Source organism: Nocardia sp. NPDC059177 (genome assembly GCF_042755165.1).
In the GTDB taxonomy this organism is placed as follows: Bacteria; Actinomycetota; Actinomycetes; order Mycobacteriales; family Mycobacteriaceae; genus Nocardia.
In genome coordinates this window covers 674316-689548 of sequence record NZ_JBHZBX010000001.1, presented here as the reverse complement: position 1 = coordinate 689548, position 15233 = coordinate 674316, and the positions used below count along the sequence as shown (strand labels likewise).

General features: G+C 65.4%; 16 protein-coding genes and 1 pseudogene. 12 read left to right on the top strand and 5 right to left on the bottom strand.

Annotated elements, in window-relative coordinates; genetic code table 11:
- The 6 genes and pseudogenes from ACFXK0_RS03155 to ACFXK0_RS03130 form a co-directional block, all read left to right on the top strand.
- A pseudogene (locus tag ACFXK0_RS03155) lies at positions 1-2057 on the top strand (hypothetical protein); the annotation flags it as partial.
- A 116-nt stretch (positions 2058-2173) separates the two neighbouring features.
- Positions 2174-2827: an HNH/endonuclease VII fold putative polymorphic toxin gene (locus ACFXK0_RS03150; RefSeq protein WP_379408039.1), complete on the top strand. Its 654-nt coding sequence runs from the start codon at positions 2174-2176 to the stop codon at positions 2825-2827.
- A gap of 7 nt (positions 2828-2834) precedes the next feature.
- The gene (locus tag ACFXK0_RS03145; RefSeq protein ID WP_379408038.1) at positions 2835-3224 is read left to right on the top strand and encodes an Imm50 family immunity protein; all 390 of its coding nucleotides are present in this window, start codon (positions 2835-2837) and stop codon (positions 3222-3224) included.
- 36 nt (positions 3225-3260) lie between these two features.
- A complete protein-coding gene (locus ACFXK0_RS03140; RefSeq protein ID WP_379408036.1) occupies positions 3261-3728 on the top strand; it encodes an Imm50 family immunity protein in 468 nt (155 codons plus the stop codon).
- Positions 3729-3861: 133 nt separating this feature from the next.
- The gene (locus ACFXK0_RS03135) at positions 3862-4119 is read left to right on the top strand and encodes a hypothetical protein (RefSeq protein ID WP_379408035.1); all 258 of its coding nucleotides are present in this window, start codon (positions 3862-3864) and stop codon (positions 4117-4119) included.
- A gap of 231 nt (positions 4120-4350) precedes the next feature.
- Entirely contained in the window at positions 4351-4773 is a 423-nt protein-coding gene (locus ACFXK0_RS03130; RefSeq protein WP_379408034.1) for a hypothetical protein, read from the top strand.
- A 56-nt stretch (positions 4774-4829) separates the two neighbouring features.
- On the opposite strand, the gene ACFXK0_RS03125 is transcribed toward ACFXK0_RS03130, so the two are convergent.
- Positions 4830-5909, bottom strand: coding sequence for a CorA family divalent cation transporter (locus ACFXK0_RS03125; RefSeq protein WP_379408032.1), 1080 nt, complete (start codon positions 5907-5909; stop codon positions 4830-4832).
- Positions 5910-5974: 65 nt separating this feature from the next.
- Between ACFXK0_RS03125 and ACFXK0_RS03120 the strand changes: the two genes are divergently transcribed.
- The 5 genes from ACFXK0_RS03120 to ACFXK0_RS03100 all read left to right on the top strand — a co-directional run bounded on the left by ACFXK0_RS03120 (position 5975) and on the right by ACFXK0_RS03100 (position 10610).
- A complete protein-coding gene (locus ACFXK0_RS03120) occupies positions 5975-6829 on the top strand; it encodes a PHP domain-containing protein (protein ID WP_379408031.1) in 855 nt (284 codons plus the stop codon).
- Entirely contained in the window at positions 6826-7092 is a 267-nt protein-coding gene (locus ACFXK0_RS03115; RefSeq protein WP_379408030.1) for a hypothetical protein, read from the top strand. Before ACFXK0_RS03120 ends, ACFXK0_RS03115 begins: the two co-directional genes overlap by 4 nt.
- A gap of 51 nt (positions 7093-7143) precedes the next feature.
- Positions 7144-8694, top strand: coding sequence for an FAD-binding protein (locus ACFXK0_RS03110; protein ID WP_379408029.1), 1551 nt, complete (start codon positions 7144-7146; stop codon positions 8692-8694).
- A 415-nt stretch (positions 8695-9109) separates the two neighbouring features.
- Entirely contained in the window at positions 9110-10330 is a 1221-nt protein-coding gene (locus tag ACFXK0_RS03105; protein WP_379408028.1) for an NADP-dependent malic enzyme, read from the top strand.
- A 70-nt stretch (positions 10331-10400) separates the two neighbouring features.
- On the top strand, positions 10401-10610 hold the full coding sequence (locus ACFXK0_RS03100) for a hypothetical protein (protein WP_379408026.1): 210 nt from the start codon (positions 10401-10403) through the stop codon (positions 10608-10610).
- 35 nt (positions 10611-10645) lie between these two features.
- On the opposite strand, the gene ACFXK0_RS03095 is transcribed toward ACFXK0_RS03100, so the two are convergent.
- The 4 genes from ACFXK0_RS03095 to ACFXK0_RS03080 are packed head-to-tail and all read right to left on the bottom strand — an operon-like array spanning position 10646 to position 14083.
- Positions 10646-11338 carry an ABC transporter permease gene (locus ACFXK0_RS03095; protein WP_379408025.1) on the bottom strand — a complete coding sequence of 231 codons (693 nt, stop codon included), beginning with the start codon at positions 11336-11338 and terminating at the stop codon, positions 10646-10648.
- Positions 11335-12054: an ABC transporter permease gene (locus tag ACFXK0_RS03090; RefSeq protein WP_379408024.1), complete on the bottom strand. Its 720-nt coding sequence runs from the start codon at positions 12052-12054 to the stop codon at positions 11335-11337. The genes ACFXK0_RS03095 and ACFXK0_RS03090 overlap by 4 nt, the downstream gene beginning before the upstream one ends.
- Positions 12051-13190 carry an ABC transporter ATP-binding protein gene (locus ACFXK0_RS03085; RefSeq protein WP_379408023.1) on the bottom strand — a complete coding sequence of 380 codons (1140 nt, stop codon included), beginning with the start codon at positions 13188-13190 and terminating at the stop codon, positions 12051-12053. Before ACFXK0_RS03085 ends, ACFXK0_RS03090 begins: the two co-directional genes overlap by 4 nt.
- An 8-nt stretch (positions 13191-13198) precedes the next feature.
- On the bottom strand, positions 13199-14083 hold the full coding sequence (locus ACFXK0_RS03080; RefSeq protein WP_379408076.1) for an ABC transporter substrate-binding protein: 885 nt from the start codon (positions 14081-14083) through the stop codon (positions 13199-13201).
- Positions 14084-14346: 263 nt separating this feature from the next.
- On the opposite strand from ACFXK0_RS03080, the gene ACFXK0_RS03075 reads away from it, so the two are divergent.
- Positions 14347-15225, top strand: coding sequence for a transporter (locus tag ACFXK0_RS03075; protein WP_379408021.1), 879 nt, complete (start codon positions 14347-14349; stop codon positions 15223-15225).
- The last annotated feature ends 8 nt before the right edge of the window (positions 15226-15233 follow it).

The window sequence follows — 15233 nt, the reverse complement described above, 5'->3', positions numbered from 1 at the left end:
ACACCCACTTCGCCAACACCTACGACGAACAGGGACGCATCGTCCGCCAAGAAGGCACCGACGGCATCCTCAACGCCACCGTCTCCTACGAAACCCTCCCCTTATCACATGGCAGCCGGACCCATGTCACGAATTCTGTCGGCGGCTCCTGGACCTACGAATTCGACACCCAAAAGCGACTCATCGTAGAAACGGACCCCAGCGGCGCAGCCACCCGTACGGACTATATCGACAACGACTCACGTCGTCCGTTCCGAATAATTGAAGCTGACCTGGCGACTACGTACATCTACCGCAACCAGAATAGCAACATCGTAAAAATCGTCCGCCCGGATGAGACTACGATCCAGATAGATTATTACGACCGCAACCGACCTGCGAAGATTGCTGATGCAGACGGTGGCGTCATCACCTATCATTACGACGAACGAGGCAACCTTGCCACTCGGGTCGATCCCGACGGTGTCACCCGTATCTACACCTATCACAACAACGGGGCAATCGAGTCGACGACCGAGTCGGGGCGCGCCCCAACAACAGTCGAAGTCAATGCAGCAGGGCTCGCGCTCGCGATCGTGGACGGCCCACGCACCACTCGAATCACCCGTGACCACTTCGCCAGGCCAACCGCTGTCACAAATCCGGCCGGTGATGTCACCCACTACACCTGGAACCCCGAAGGGCAGCCACTGGTCCGGCTAGACCCCGACGGATACACCGACGCGTGGAGTTGGAATACCAGCGGGACAATCCGCAGTTACACCGACCGTGCTGGAAATACCCAGAGCTATACTTACGGACCTTTTGGCCTGCCAGAAACACATATCAATACGGATGATTCCGTAACCGGCTACACATATGACACCGAAAAGCGGGTGACCGCTGTAACCAATCCGCTCGGACAATCGTGGAACTATTACTATGACAGCTCCGGACGATTGACCAGGGAATCTGATTTCAACCAGGCGATCACCACCTATAGATACCAGCCAACTGGCCAACTCGGAATACTCACTCCGGCCAACGGGATCCCCCGTCACTTCGTTTACAACCAACTCGGACTGGTTACAAGTATCCGCGCCGAGACCGGTGAGCTTCTCACCTACAGCTACACCCCCGCCGGGCACCTCCAAACCGCTACCAGTACGAACGGCACCAACGCACACACACTGCGCTACAACCGCACACGCGGTGGCCGACTGCTCACACAACAAGTCGACCACAACCAACCTATCGTGACTGCCTACGACCCTCATGGCCGCGCAGCCTCCCGCACGACCCCAGCCGGAAAAACGACTACATGGGCGTATGACGAACTAGGCCGGGTCAACAGCGTTACTGCTGGTCGTCACTACATCGCCCTCGAATACGACCACCTTGGCCGCCCCGGCGACTGGCGAGCCGGGCAACTCTCCCACACGCACGCCTACGACAAGACTGGCCACCTCACCAGCTCCGCCCTAATAGACCTCGGCGATACGTCCCATTTGCGGATCGACGAATACTCCTGGCGGCCAGACGGATATATCACTCAGCACAAAACCTCCGGCACCGCTCGCCACGCCCACTCCAGGAACTATGATCTCGACCCCGCCGGACGGGTCACAGCCCTCATTACCACCAAACTGGGCAACTCGAGCACCGCCCGATACGGCTACGATGCCCTTAACAACATCACAAATGAATCATTCGACAACCTAGTGTCCCGGCGTACCGCAATCCCACTGAGTACCATTGCGGCGGAGGCTACTAAAGGCGGACAGCAAAATTGGGAATACAATCGAAACCTTTTGGTCAGACATGGCAGAATCTCGTATAGCTACGACAACAGCGGGCGCCTGGTACACAAAAAGAAGACCCGAATCTCCCACAAACCCGACCACTGGCACTATCGCTACAATGCCTTTGATCAGCTCACGATATCTACACGCCCGATGGCAACTGGTGGAAATACACGTACGATGCACATGGTAGACGCATCACCAAACAACGCCTGTCAGGCGACGGCAGAATACTTGAACACCATGAGTATACTTGGGATCAAAATACACTCATAGAACAATCGACCTCAGCGGAATCCACCTCCTGGGACTACCACCCAGCCACTGGAGCGCCACTCAGTCAGACGATCCAGCGCAACACCCCAAATAGCATTCACACGTTCCACCTTATTGTGACCGACCTTATCGGTACGCCAACCGACCTGCTAAATATCGATTCGGGCACAATCGAAGCCACCGCAGAAACGGATCTTTGGGGTAAAACGAAATGGGCTGGCACGGACCAGACCCTGATCCGATTCCCTGGCCAACAATACGATCCGGAAACCGGCCTGCACTACAACCACCACCGCTACTACGATCCGGAAACCGGCCGCTACCTTACCCAGGACCCCCTCGGGTTGGCACCCGCACCCAATCCGAATACGTACACGCATAACCCTGTCACTTGGATCGATCCCTTGGGTCTCGACTGTGGAGATGCTGCCGATTCCGAGTTGCCGTCGCGCCGCGAGGCATTTCATCAGGCACTGCGAGACGCCGGCATTCCAACTAGCCAGCAGCCGGACGCGTTTAGAAATGTGCCGATGACTGACCGAAACGGTCGGAAAATATTCGATGAGAACTATCGCGAAATAAACACACAAGAATACGACTACACAACCCCAAGCGGCAAGAGGATAACCATCCAAGATCATTCTGCGGGCCATCAGTACGGCGAAGGGGGTGTCGGCGATCAAGGTCCACACTTCAACGTCCGCCCTAGCGACGATACGCGAAATGGTAGTGTACCGGGCACGCTAGATCACTATCCGTTCCGCAGATAGGATGCAGATGACCTGGGTTGACCTTCTCAACAACGCGCGCGGCATGTACGCAATATTCCGAGACGACGTGCCGTCGCTTCAGGCCGTCACCATCCACTCGGTTGGTATGCACCGTGACGGGCCAACGCTGAAGCTGGTCTTTGATTTACCAGACTTTCCCACTGACCCACCAAAAAAATGGCGCGGCTACAAAGTTATCCGTATTGAACTTTGGTTCACAGGTGTCAATTCTGCCGTAATCGCGCTTGACACGGTTACCAAGCTGGTGGATCTCAATATTTCAAGGGTAATTGCCAACAACCAGGAATCGATCCGGCTGGTAGCAACCCTAGCTAACACTATAAAGATTGAGACAGTCGCTTCGGGCGCACAATTGCAACGAATTTCGGCATACTGATTCAGTCCAACGATCCAAGAGAGGACACCGACTTTCATGAGCACCTCGTCTAGCCCGGGAGATATGAACTGGATTGAATTGGTCGAGAATTCGGACAGCTTGACCAAGATGTACGGAGGAAAGGTGCCATCACTGCTTGAATTGAACCTGCACGAGATCGAGCTACATCGCGATGGGCCCACATTGAAACTAAGATTCAACCTCAACAGTTTTCCTGAAAATCCACCGATAAAATGGACAATGGAGAACTGCAATACAGTCCAGATAGAACTCGAGTTGCGGCCGGTCGCCGATGCGACAATCAACGGGATTCATAACATCTCTGTAGTAGATATAGACATTTCACCAGTCACACTTAATGATGTTGACGTTATCCGAGTTAGAACAACGGGAAAATCCACCAGTCAGATAGATGCGATTGGCGAACGAATCCATCTATCAAAAGTATCCGCCTACTATATACAAAACAAGCCGTCGGAGCCGGACCAGCATTCTCCAGATTAGATATCGCCGGGAGCGCGTGGCGCACATGACAAAATGGCTGCGGGTTAAATGAAATTGCAAGAGAAGCTGGACGGAAACTAAACAATCCATGGGATGGATTGAGAATTAGAATTCGAGGGTAAGGTGGTCAGATGTGGCCGAGTTAGAATACGCCGATGTCGACACTCTGGAAAAGTTCACCGCATATATGCAGCAGTTGTCGACAGAAGTTCGATTGCGCCCAGATCTGTTCGAAAATCTTACTACAGAAAACTTTCTTGAGGCCGCTGCCGCCTGGGTGGAGGGTATGGGTATCCCTAGTGTCAGTGGCCCTCGGCCGATAGAGCTGCCCGATTCTGTCGATTGGTCATTTATAGCTCTCTTGATTAGCGCTGCGCTAATCTATGAATAGGGGCGTGAGGCTGCCGCAAAATTAGGTCCGTCGAATTCGCCAGGTCTCAACCACGATCCCAACTTCAACGAGGCTCCGCGCCCCATGAGTGTGACATACACGGCCGTCCTGCCGGTCGCCGAAGCCGCCGTCGACCACGGCATCGCGGTGGATCGTTGTCCGAGTTGCTATCGAGCGGGACAATAGGCGGCGTGGTTCACATGGCCACCTGCAGGGAGGTATCATTCTGACATGTATTTCGCCGATCTCAGCCCTTACGCATATATTCAGGCCCCTGAAGATTGTGGTCAAGCTCTCAATGTTGGCTGGCTCTCTGTCGATGAACCATTCCCAACTGGAGAGACATCTCCTCAATTTCTGAGCCTATTGAAAAAAGGATCGAAAAAGCGAATCAACATGACTCGGGGATATCATGGATGTGAATTTTGCACGTCCGAAATCCTGGCTGAAGCCAAAGGGGAAATGGCTGGACTTCGAATGTATAATGAGCTGGTCGGGTTGGAAGCCCTGGGGAACGGGGAGATCCTGGTGCGGGGAGCAGCGGGTGAATGCTATATTGCACCGGCGATGATCGTTCATTACATTGAGCTTCATAACTATTTGCCGCCCCAGGAATTCATAGATGCGGTGTTGAACGGCGCCGCGTTCAAGTGACCGCCGCAAAGATCCCGGCACCACCGAAGCGGCACCCATCAGCAGTACGCGAAAAACTAGAGCCACTTGTTGCGGCGGAAGCTGCGGAACAGCCACGCGCACAACACCGCCATCACGATGAGTACCACCGGGTAGCCCAGTGGCTGGTGGAGTTCCCACATGTGGTCGAAGTTCATGCCGTAGACGCCGGCGATCATCGTCGGTACCGCGGCCATGGCGGCGTAGGCCGAGATCTTGCGCATGTCGGTGTTCTGCTGCACGCTGATCTTGGCCAGCGCCGCGTTGACCAGGGCGTTGAGGGCCTCGTCGAAGAAGGTGATGTGTTCGGAGACGCTGGTGTGGTGATCGGCGACATCGCGCAGATAGCGGCGGATCTCCTTGGGCACCGGTAGTTCCTGGTTGTGCACGAGCAGCTGTAGCGGCAGCCCCAGCGGCCCGACCGACCGGCGCAACTCGACCACTTCGCGTTTGAGCTGATAGATCGCCTCGACGCCGATCTTCGAATTCGGCGTGAACACCGCCTCTTCCATCTCGTCGATGTCCTGCTCGACCGATTCGGAGACCTCCACATAGGAGTCGACCACGTGATCAGCCACCGCGTGCAGCACCGAGAACGCGCCGAGGCGTAGCTGCTCGGGATGACGCTCCAGTTCCCGGCGCACCCCGGCCAGCCCGGTGTGCTCGCCGTGCCGCACGGTGATCGCGAAGTGCGTGCCGGTGAAGACCATGATGTCGCCGGTCAGCACGATCTCGCTGATCTCGTCGATCTCGTGCTCGACATAGCTGACGGTGCGCATCACCAGGAACAGCGTGTTGTCGTAGCGCTCGAGCTTGGGCCGCTGCCTGCCCTGCACCGCGTCCTCCACGGCCAGCGGATGCAGGCCGAAGATCTCGGCGACCTCGCCCATCTGCGACTCGTCCGGATCGTGCAGGCCCACCCAGACGAAACCGTCCTCGGTCGCGTTCGCCGCGGCCAGCGCCTCGGTGGGGGTGAAGTGCCCCGGCAGCCGCTCGCCGTCGACGTAGACGCCGCAGTCGACGATCGCGCGCGCCATCGGCACCGGGATTCGTGGCCGGGGCGGTGTCTCCGCGCGGCCGGGCCCGCGGAACGACGGCATCGGCGGAAGAGAAGGCACCTGTCGATGCTACGGCCATCGGCGCTGATCGCACGCCCGCTGCGACCGCACTGTAAGACTGAGGTGTGCGCATTGATCTGCATACCCACTCCACGGCCTCCGACGGCACCGACACCCCGGCCGAGCTGGTTCGCCGGGCCGCCGCGGCCGGCCTCGACGTCGTGGCCATCACCGACCACGACACCACCGGCGGCTGGGCCGAGGCCGAGGCGGCGCGTCCGCCGGGGCTGACGCTGGTGCGCGGCATGGAGATGTCGTGCACCGGCACGGGCGAGGACGGCGACCCGGTCCCGGTGCACCTGCTGGCCTATCTGTTCGACCCAGGCGACCGTGGCTTCGCCGAGGAACGTGAACGGTTGCGCACCGAGCGGGTCGGGCGGGTGCGGGCGATGGCGGAGAAGATGGTGGCCGACGGCCTGCCCATCGACCCCGACGCGATCCTGGCCGGGGCCGGTCCGGCCGCGGGCCGCCCCCATCTGGCGCGGGCCCTGGTGGCGGCGGGCGTGGTCGACAGTGTCGGCGCCGCCTTCGACGAACTGCTCGCCCCGCACGGGCCCTATTACGCCGAGAAGGCCGACACCCCGCTGACCAGGGCGGTGCAGCTGATCGCCGCGGCGGGCGGGGTCAGCGTGCTGGCGCATGTGCGGGCCCGCAAACGCGGCAGGCTGCTGGCCATCGACGAGATCAGGGAGCTGGCAGGCCTCGGCCTGGGTGGCCTCGAGATCGACCACCCCGACCACAGCGCCGCCGATCGCAATGTGCTGACCGACCTTTCGGCCGAACTCGGCCTGCTGCGCACCGGCTCCTCGGACTATCACGGCAGCAACAAGACCATCGCGCTCGGCGCCCACACGACCGATCCCGAACAGTTCGAGGCGCTGATCGGCAAGGCGAGCGGGGTCCCGGTGATCGCCCCGTGACCCTGGTCCGCGGGATCAGCGGCATCCTCGCCGGTGGCGTCGTTGTGCTGTTGTGCGTGGTGGTCGTCGCTGCGATGGTGGGTGCGCGCCGGGACTTTCCCGGGCCGGGCGCGGAGTCGCTGACCTGGCATGTGGTCGCGGCGGTGGTGGTCGTCGGCGCGCAGCTGCTCGCCGATCGGGGGCGGGGCCTGGCGGCGCTGTCCGGGTCGGTGATCGTGGTGATCACGACCGGAGTACTGCTTTGGACACAATGGTGGAGCTGACTGCCGTGTAGTGGTTGCGGACCGGTGAACGGTGGTCGAACATTTCTCTTTGTGAGCAGCATCGAGACGGATGTTCTGATCCTCGGGGGTGGACCCGCCGGGCTCTGGGCCGCCGTCTCGGCCGCGGCCACCGGCGCGCGGGTCGTCCTGGTGGACAAGAGCCGCTGCGGTTCCAGCGGTCCCACCGTCTACGGCAGCACCGTGCTCTGGGACATCGCGCCCGGCGCCGCCCGCGCCGACGCGGTGACCGCGACGCTCGAACGCGGTGGCGGGCTGGGTGATCCGGCCTGGCTGCACCGGGTACTCGACGAGACCCACCGGCGGCTGCGGACCTGGCCGGGGACCAGGCACCGGGTGCCCGATCCGCACGGCGAGCCGGGCCGCGTCCACTTCGACGGCGCGAGCTACCTGCGCAGACTGCGCCGTGGCGCGCTCGAAGCGGGCGTGCGGATCCTCGATCATCATCCGGCGCTGCAACTGCTCGTCGACCCCGACGCCACCGTCGCCGGCGCGGCGGGACTGCAACGTCACAACAGGTTCCGGCCGTGGACGATCCGGGCGGGCGCGGTGGTGGTGGCCACCGGCGGCTGCGCCTTCCTCTCCGGCGGTGCCGGCACCGAGGTCGACACCGGCGAAGGTCTGCTGATGGCCGTCGAGGCGGGTGCCGAACTGGCCGGCATGGAATTCTCCAGCGCCTACGGCCTGGCGCCGGTGCCCGCGCGCGTGCACGTCTCGGTGGCCCCCGGCCTGTCGATGCGCTTCGCGGCCGTCTACGACGACGCGGGCGCCGAGCTGACCGGCGGCGACACCACCGCGCTCAGCGCCATCGCCGAGGGCAGGCGGGTGTTCGCCGCGCTGCACGAGGTCCCCGACACCGTCCGGCACTGGCTCAGCCGCCACGGCGCGATCGACGCCACGGGCCGGGTGCCGGTGCGCGCGGTCCTGGACGGGACCATCCGCGGCGCCGGCGGCCTGGCGCTGGCCGGGCCGGACTGCGCGACCACCCTGCGCGGCCTCTACGCCGCGGGCGATCTGGCCGGCCGCGAGGTGGTGGCCGGCGCCGCGGGCACCTCCGGCGGACTCCGCGGCGCCTGGGCGCTGGCCTCGGGTAGCTGGGCGGGCGCGGGTGCGGCCGCCTTCGCGCTGGGCACCGAGCGGTCGGGCAGTGCGCGCCCGGTGCCCGGCGCCGGCCTGGGTCCGCACGCGCACATCGACCCGCGCTCGGTGATCGGGCTGGTGCAGGAGCACACCCTGCCGCTGCGCCGCAGCTACCGGCGCAGCGCGGGCAGCCTCGGCGACAGCATCGCCGAACTGGACGCCATGTGGCCGGGCGCGCAGTTCGAACTCGGCGGTCTCGGCGCCGAACAGCTGCGGGCCAGACAGGCCGCCGCGCTGCTGGCGGTTGCCCGCTGGGCCGGATACAGCGCGCTGGTCCGCACCGAGACCCGCGGTATCCATCGCCGCATCGACCATCCCCACCTCGGCGCGGACTGGCGTGTGCGGCTGCGCTGTGGTGGGCTGGACGAGGTCTGGGTTCGGCGCGAACAGTGGCCGCGACCACTCGGCGACGAGCTCACCACCCACCGACCCGCCGCGGTGTGATTGTTCACCGGCTGTTCCCCCTCAGCTGCGAGTTTTCTCTTACGCCACGGCAATTCGACCCCGTTACGCTCGATGGATGACGCGCGGCCCGGTGACACCCTCGACCGGTTTGGCAACTCGTCGGCCGGGCTGGCAGAATGTTGCGGATTCCCTGCCCTTGCCACCGCCGGGTTCGGGGACCATGGTGACCTCCTGCCACGCGACGCACCGTCGCGGCCGAGGGTTCACCCGTTCGTCCGCCCGGACCACCCGTCCGGCTCCGCTCGGCGGATCAGTGCCGCGCCCCCGCGACCCGGAGCTATCCGGGGAAACACGTCCGGCTGCGCACCCGATGAGCGTCATGTAATTCCGTAATCCCGATATACCCGGCGGTAACCGTCCCCCGGTTGAGTCCGACTCGAGCAGGAGTGAAATCGTGTCACCTGTGACTGACGCACCGAATGCCACCGCGGCGCCCCAGGCCGATGACGCAGCGAGCCTGGCTGCCATCACCCATGACGAGATCTTCGCGGGTCACCTCGGCGGCAAGCTGTCGGTCGAGCTCAGCGCCCCGCTCGAGACCCAGCGCGACCTGTCCATCGCCTACACCCCGGGTGTGGCGCAGGTCAGCCGGGCGATCGCCGAGGACGCCGCGCTCACCAAGACCTACACCTGGACCGACCGCCTCGTCGTGGTCGTCAGCGACGGTACCGCCGTGCTCGGCCTGGGTGACATCGGCCCGCGCGCCTCGCTGCCGGTGATGGAGGGCAAGGCCGCGCTGTTCAAGAAGTTCGCCGGCCTGAACTCGATCCCGCTGGTGCTCGACACCACCGATCCCGACGAGATCGTGCAGACGCTGATCCACCTGCGCCCGAGCTTCGGCGCGGTGAACCTGGAGGACATCTCCGCCCCGCGCTGCTTCGAGATCGAGCAGCGGGTCATCGAGGCGCTGGACTGCCCGGTCATGCACGATGACCAGCACGGCACCGCCATCGTGGTGCTGGCCGCCCTCAAGGGCGCGGCCGCGCAGCAGGGCCGGGACATGTCGGCGCTGAAGGTGGTCGTCTCCGGGGCCGGTGCCGCGGGTGTGGCCTGCGCCAACATCCTGCTCGCCGCCGGCGTCCCCGATGTGGTCGTGCTCGACTCGAAGGGTATCGTCAGCGCCGGTCGCGACGGCCTCAACGGTGTCAAGGCCGACCTGGCCGCCCGCAGCAACCCGCGCGGCCTGACCGGCGGTCCGGCTGACGCGCTGGCCGGTGCCGACGTGTTCCTCGGCCTGTCCGCGGGCACCATTCCCGAGGAGCTCATCGCCTCGATGGCGCCGGAGTCGATCGTGTTCGCCATGTCGAACCCGGATCCGGAGATCCACCCCGAGGTGGCCGCCAAGTACGCCGCCATCGTGGCCACCGGCCGCAGCGACTTCCCGAACCAGATCAACAATGTGCTCGCCTTCCCCGGCGTGTTCAAGGGCGCGCTGGACGCGGGTGCCCGCCGCATCACCGAGGGCATGAAGGTCGCCGCCGCCGACGCCATCTTCGGCGTGGTGGCCGGTGAGCTCGCGGTCGACAAGATCATCCCGAGCCCGCTGGACCCGCGCGTCGCCCCCGCCGTCGCCGAGGCCGTGGCCGCGACCGCGCGCGCCGAGGGTGTCGCGTAACTCGTAGCTCACCGACAGCGCCCCCGCACCGCAGCGGGGGCGCTGTCGTGTTGTCTGGGATCATCGGGGCATGGCATCGATCACCGTGCAGTTCCCCGACGAGCTCGCCGCCGAGCTCACCGCCGCGGCTGAGGCGGCGGGCGTCCCGGTGAACGTCGTGCTGGTGGAAGCGGCGCAGGACTGGTTGCACGTCCAGGCCCAGCGCGCGCACGAACGCGCCAGGATGCGGGCAGTGCTGGACGACGACCCGCACCTGCGCGCACTACTCGGCGACGACTGAAGTCTGTGCGTCGAGACGACCCGCACCTGCGCGCGCTACTCGGTGACGACTGAGCTCCGCCCGCGCGCGAGTCGCCCGGTGCCCGGCACACTCAGCCACACCGCCGCGGCCAGCAGCGCGTCGAGCACCAGCGCCAGCGCCGCGACCAGCAGCGCGCCGACCAGCACCAGGTCATAGCGGTAGAGCCCGATGCCATCGAAGATGTAGCGGCCGAGCCCACCCAGGTTGACGTAGGCGGCGATCGTCGCGGTCGCCACCACCTGCAATGTCGCCGCGCGCAACCCGCCCAGTAGCACCGGCAGCGCATTGGGCAGCTCCACCCGCCACAGCACCTGCGCCTCGGTCATCCCCATCGCCCGCGACGCGTCGACCACATCGGCGGGCACATTCGCGATGCCCGCGTAGGCACCGGCGAGCAGCGGCGGAATACCGACGGTGATCAGCGCGAGCAGCGGCGGGATCAGCCCCAGGCCCAGGCCGAGCACGAGGAAGGTCAGCAGACCAAGCGTCGGCAGGGCCCGCATGGCATTGGCGAAACCCACCAGCACCGCGCTGCCGCGCCGGGTGTGCCCGATCAGCAGACCCAGCGGCACCGCGACCACCGCCGACAGCGCCACGGCCAGGACGCTGTACCAGAGGTGTTGCAGCAGACGATGTTCGATCCCCGCCGGGCCGCCCCAGTTCGCGCCATCGGTCAGGTACCGCCAGGCATCGAGGAAGAGATTCATCCGCGATCCTTTCGGCGCATGTCGCCCGCCGCGCGTCCCGGGGCCTCGGCCACTTGCATCCGTCGCGCGAAACGGCCTGGGGCACCGGCGCGGGTCCACGGCGTTGCGAGCCGCCCCACGAGATGGATCAGCCGATCGAAGAACAGCGCCAGCGCCAGGATGACGATGATCCCCGCGACGATCTGGTCCGGATAGTCGCGCTGATAGCCCTGCGTGAACAGCTTGCCCAGCCCACCCACCCCGATCAGCGCGCCCACCGACACCATCGCGATATTGGTGACCGTCACGACCCGCACCGTCGCGACGAACACCGGCAGTGCCAGCGGCAGGTCGACGGTCAGCGTGCGCCGGAGCCGTCGGTAGCCGATCGCGTCGGCGGCGTCGACCACCGCGGCGGGGACGGTGTCGAGCGCGGCAGGCACCGCGATCAGCAGCAGCGCGGTGGAATACACGGTGAGCGCGATGATCACGTTCAGCGGATCGATCGCCGAGATGCCGACCAGCGGCGGGATGACGACGAACAATGCCAGCGAGGGCACGGTGTAGACCAGGCTCGACGCCGTCGTCGCGATCCGCCGCGCCCAGCGCCTGCCGTGCACCACCGCGCCGAGCGGGATCGCGAGCACCAGCCCGAGCAGCAGCGGCACCAGCGCGAGCACCAGGTGGGTGCGGGTGATCGCCATGATGTCGGCGAAGTTGTCGATCAGATATCTCACTGGCCGAAGAACTCCCGGTTCCGTTCGGCGTCCTCGATGCGGCGCTGTGCCGCGAGCTGGGCGAGCACCTCGCCGGCCGGCAGCCCGCCGCGGACGGTGCCTGCCGCGTCGACGGCGACGCCGATGCCCGAGGGCGAGGAGATCGCCGCGTCCAGCGCCTGACGCAGATCACCGTCAGGAGTGAACAGCGAACCGCCCGCCGACACACTCGCGGCCGGCGACGCGCCGGCGCGGACCGCCTCCACCGCGGTCCCGTCCACCCAGCCGCCCGGCCTGCCGTCGGCATCGACGACCAGGGCCCAATCACCCTGGGCCAGCCGCAATCCCGTGATGCCGTCGGCTTCGACGGTCCGGATCGGCGTCAGCGCGACGGCCTCGGCAGTGCGGAACGACAGCGCCCGATAGCCACGGTCGCGACCGACGAACCCGGCGACGAAATCGGTCGCGGGCCGGGCGAGCACCCGCTCGGGCGCGTCGTACTGCTGCAACACCCCACCGCGCCCGAACACCGCGATCCGGTCGCCGAGCGCGATCGCCTCGTCGATGTCGTGGGTGACGAACACGATCGTCTTGTGCAGCTCGGCCTGCAACCGCCGCATCTCGTCCTGCAATTCGGCCCGCACCACCGGATCGACCGCGCTGAACGGTTCGTCCATCAGTAGCACCGGCGGATCGGCCGCCAGCGCCCGCGCCACCCCGACGCGCTGCTGCTGACCACCCGAGAGCTGCGCCGGATACCGCTGCGCCAGACCGCGATCCAGACCCACCCGGTCCAATACGTCCAGCGCCGCGGCCCGCGCGGCCGTGCGGGAGGCGCCGAGCAGCATCGGCACCGTGGCCACATTGTCGATGACCTTGCGATGCGGCAGCAGGCCACCGCTCTGGATCACATAGCCGATGCCCAGGCGCAGCCGCACCGGGTCGACGCCGGCGATATCGCGCCCGTCGATGCGGACCGTGCCCGCGGTGGGCTCGACCATCCGGTTGATCATCCGCATCGAGGTGGTCTTGCCGCAGCCCGACGGGCCGACGAACACGGTGAACGAGCCCGACTCGATGCGCAGATCCAGCTCGCTGACCGCCCGGGTGCCGTCCGGATAGGTCTTCGCGACGCCGCGGAATTCGATGTCGGACAACGCTTCTCCTAGCCGATCGGGGAATTCAGCCCCTGCGCGGTGATCCAGGCGAGCGCGGCGGCCTTCGGTTCGATCTTGGCGTCGCCGGAGACCGCGGTGTTGAGCGAGATCAATTCGGTGGTGGTGAGTTTGGCCGACACCGCGTCGAGCACGGCCATCGCTTTGTCGGTCTTCTTCGCGGCATTGAACAGCGGCACCACATTCTGGGCCGCGAAATTGTGTTTCGGATCGGTGAGTACGACCAGATCGTTCTCCACGATCGCGGGTGAAGTGGTGTAGATATCGGCGGCGATGATCTGCCCGTCGACCAGCGCGCGCACCGTCGCCGGACCGCCACCGTCGGCGATCGGCGAGAAATTCGCCTCACTGATATCGAGGCCGTAGTTCTTCTTCAACCCGGGCAATCCGCCGGGCCGCTGCGCGAATTCGGCCATCGCGCCGAAAGTCACCTCGGCCGAATGCGGGGCCAGGTCGGCGATGCTGGTCAGCTTCCACTTGTCGGCGGTCGCGCGGGTGACCACCACGGCGTCGGAATCCTGGCCGGGGGCGGGCGTCGCGATGGCCAGGTCGCTGCCGAGCGCGCCGTTCAGGGCCGCGGTGACCTCGGTGGCGGAGGTGGCTGTGGCGTCTTTGTCGAGGTATTGCAGCAGGTTGCCGGTGTATTCGGGGATCAGCGAGATCGCGCACTGGCGCAGTGCCGGGATATAGGCTTCGCGGCTGCCGATATTGAACTTCGTGTCGACCTTGAAACCGTTGATCCGTAGGACCTCGGTGTAGATATTGGCGACGGTCTCGGATTCGGGGAAGTTGGCCGAACCGATGATGAGGGCGTCGCTGGTGCAATCGCCGGTGGCCGCGAGCGGATCGGAGTTGCCGCAGGCCGAGACGATCATGGCGGCGGCGAGCGCCACAGCGGCAGCGAGTACCCGGCCCGCGCGTGCCGCGAGGCGGCGTGCCGGTCGATGGTGTCCTGGCGAGGAGGAGACGAACGCGGTTTTCACTGGGGTCCTTCCGGCAAAGGCGGGCAGTGCGCTGTGCATGCGTCCCGGGGGCCGCAGGTACATTCTGGTGGGTAATACTGCCCGCGTCGCGCCGAATTGCGTGGGTGGACGGCGAATACGGGAAGTTGGTGTCGGTGGCGATGGTGGCGCGCGCAGTGCGTCGGAGTGTGGCCGCGATCCTGGTGACGGTGGCGGCGATCACCACGGTGGCCTGCGCCGATACCGATGATCGACCCGTCGTCGCGGTCGGTGCCGACAGCTCGACCGAGTCGGTGGTGCTGGCCGAGATCTACGCCCAGGCCCTGGCCCGCGCCGGCACCCGCACCACCGTGGTCACCGACCTGACCGACCCGCTGGCCGCGCTCGACGCAGGCCGCGTCGCGGTCCTCGGCGCCCGCAACGGCGCCCTGCTCGACCGCTGGAACCCCACCTCACCCGCCCGCGAACCCGGGGACGTCACCGCCGCCCTCAACGCCGCCCTCCCCGCGGGCCTGTCGGTCTCCGACGCCGCCGACGGCACCGACCTGCGCCCCCGCGTGCTCCGCCCCGAATCCGCCACCGACGGCATCAACACCGTCACCGCCCTGGCCCCCACCTGTGCCACCCTCACTGTCGGCGCGATCGACCCGACCCCCGCCGATGAGCCGGCTCCCGCTATCGACCCGGTTCTCGCCGACAACCCATCCGCCCAGCTCGTCGCCGGCTGCACCCCCGCGACCGTCCACTATTACCCCGACCTCGCCACCCTGCGAACAAACCTGCTGGACAACACCATCCAGGCCGCCATCACCCCCGGCCCCGCCCCGGACCTCCCCGGCCTCACCCCCCTACCCGACCCCGACTACGCCCTCCGCGCCCAGAACATCCTCGCCCTCCACCACACCGGCATCTTCAACCGCCAACAAACGAAAAAACTCAACTACGTAGCCGGCGAACTCACCACCGAAGCCCTCCTCGACCTCATCGCCCAAGTCGAAGCCGGCGCGACCCCCACCACCGTCGCCCACACCTGGCTCGACGACCACGCCCTCTGAGCGCCGGA

Excerpts from the sequence above, each read along its gene's own strand:
- ACFXK0_RS03145 (WP_379408038.1), top strand. The coding sequence starts at position 2,835 with ATGACCTGGGTTGACCTTCTCAACAACGCGCGCGGCATGTACGCAATA.
- ACFXK0_RS03140 (WP_379408036.1), top strand. The coding sequence starts at position 3,261 with ATGAGCACCTCGTCTAGCCCGGGAGATATGAACTGGATTGAATTGGTC.
- ACFXK0_RS03130 (WP_379408034.1), top strand. The coding sequence starts at position 4,351 with ATGTATTTCGCCGATCTCAGCCCTTACGCATATATTCAGGCCCCTGAA.
- ACFXK0_RS03100 (WP_379408026.1), top strand. The coding sequence starts at position 10,401 with ATGGCATCGATCACCGTGCAGTTCCCCGACGAGCTCGCCGCCGAGCTC.
- ACFXK0_RS03095 (WP_379408025.1), bottom strand. The coding sequence starts at position 11,338 with ATGAATCTCTTCCTCGATGCCTGGCGGTACCTGACCGATGGCGCGAAC.
- ACFXK0_RS03080 (WP_379408076.1), bottom strand. The coding sequence starts at position 14,083 with ATGATCGTCTCGGCCTGCGGCAACTCCGATCCGCTCGCGGCCACCGGC.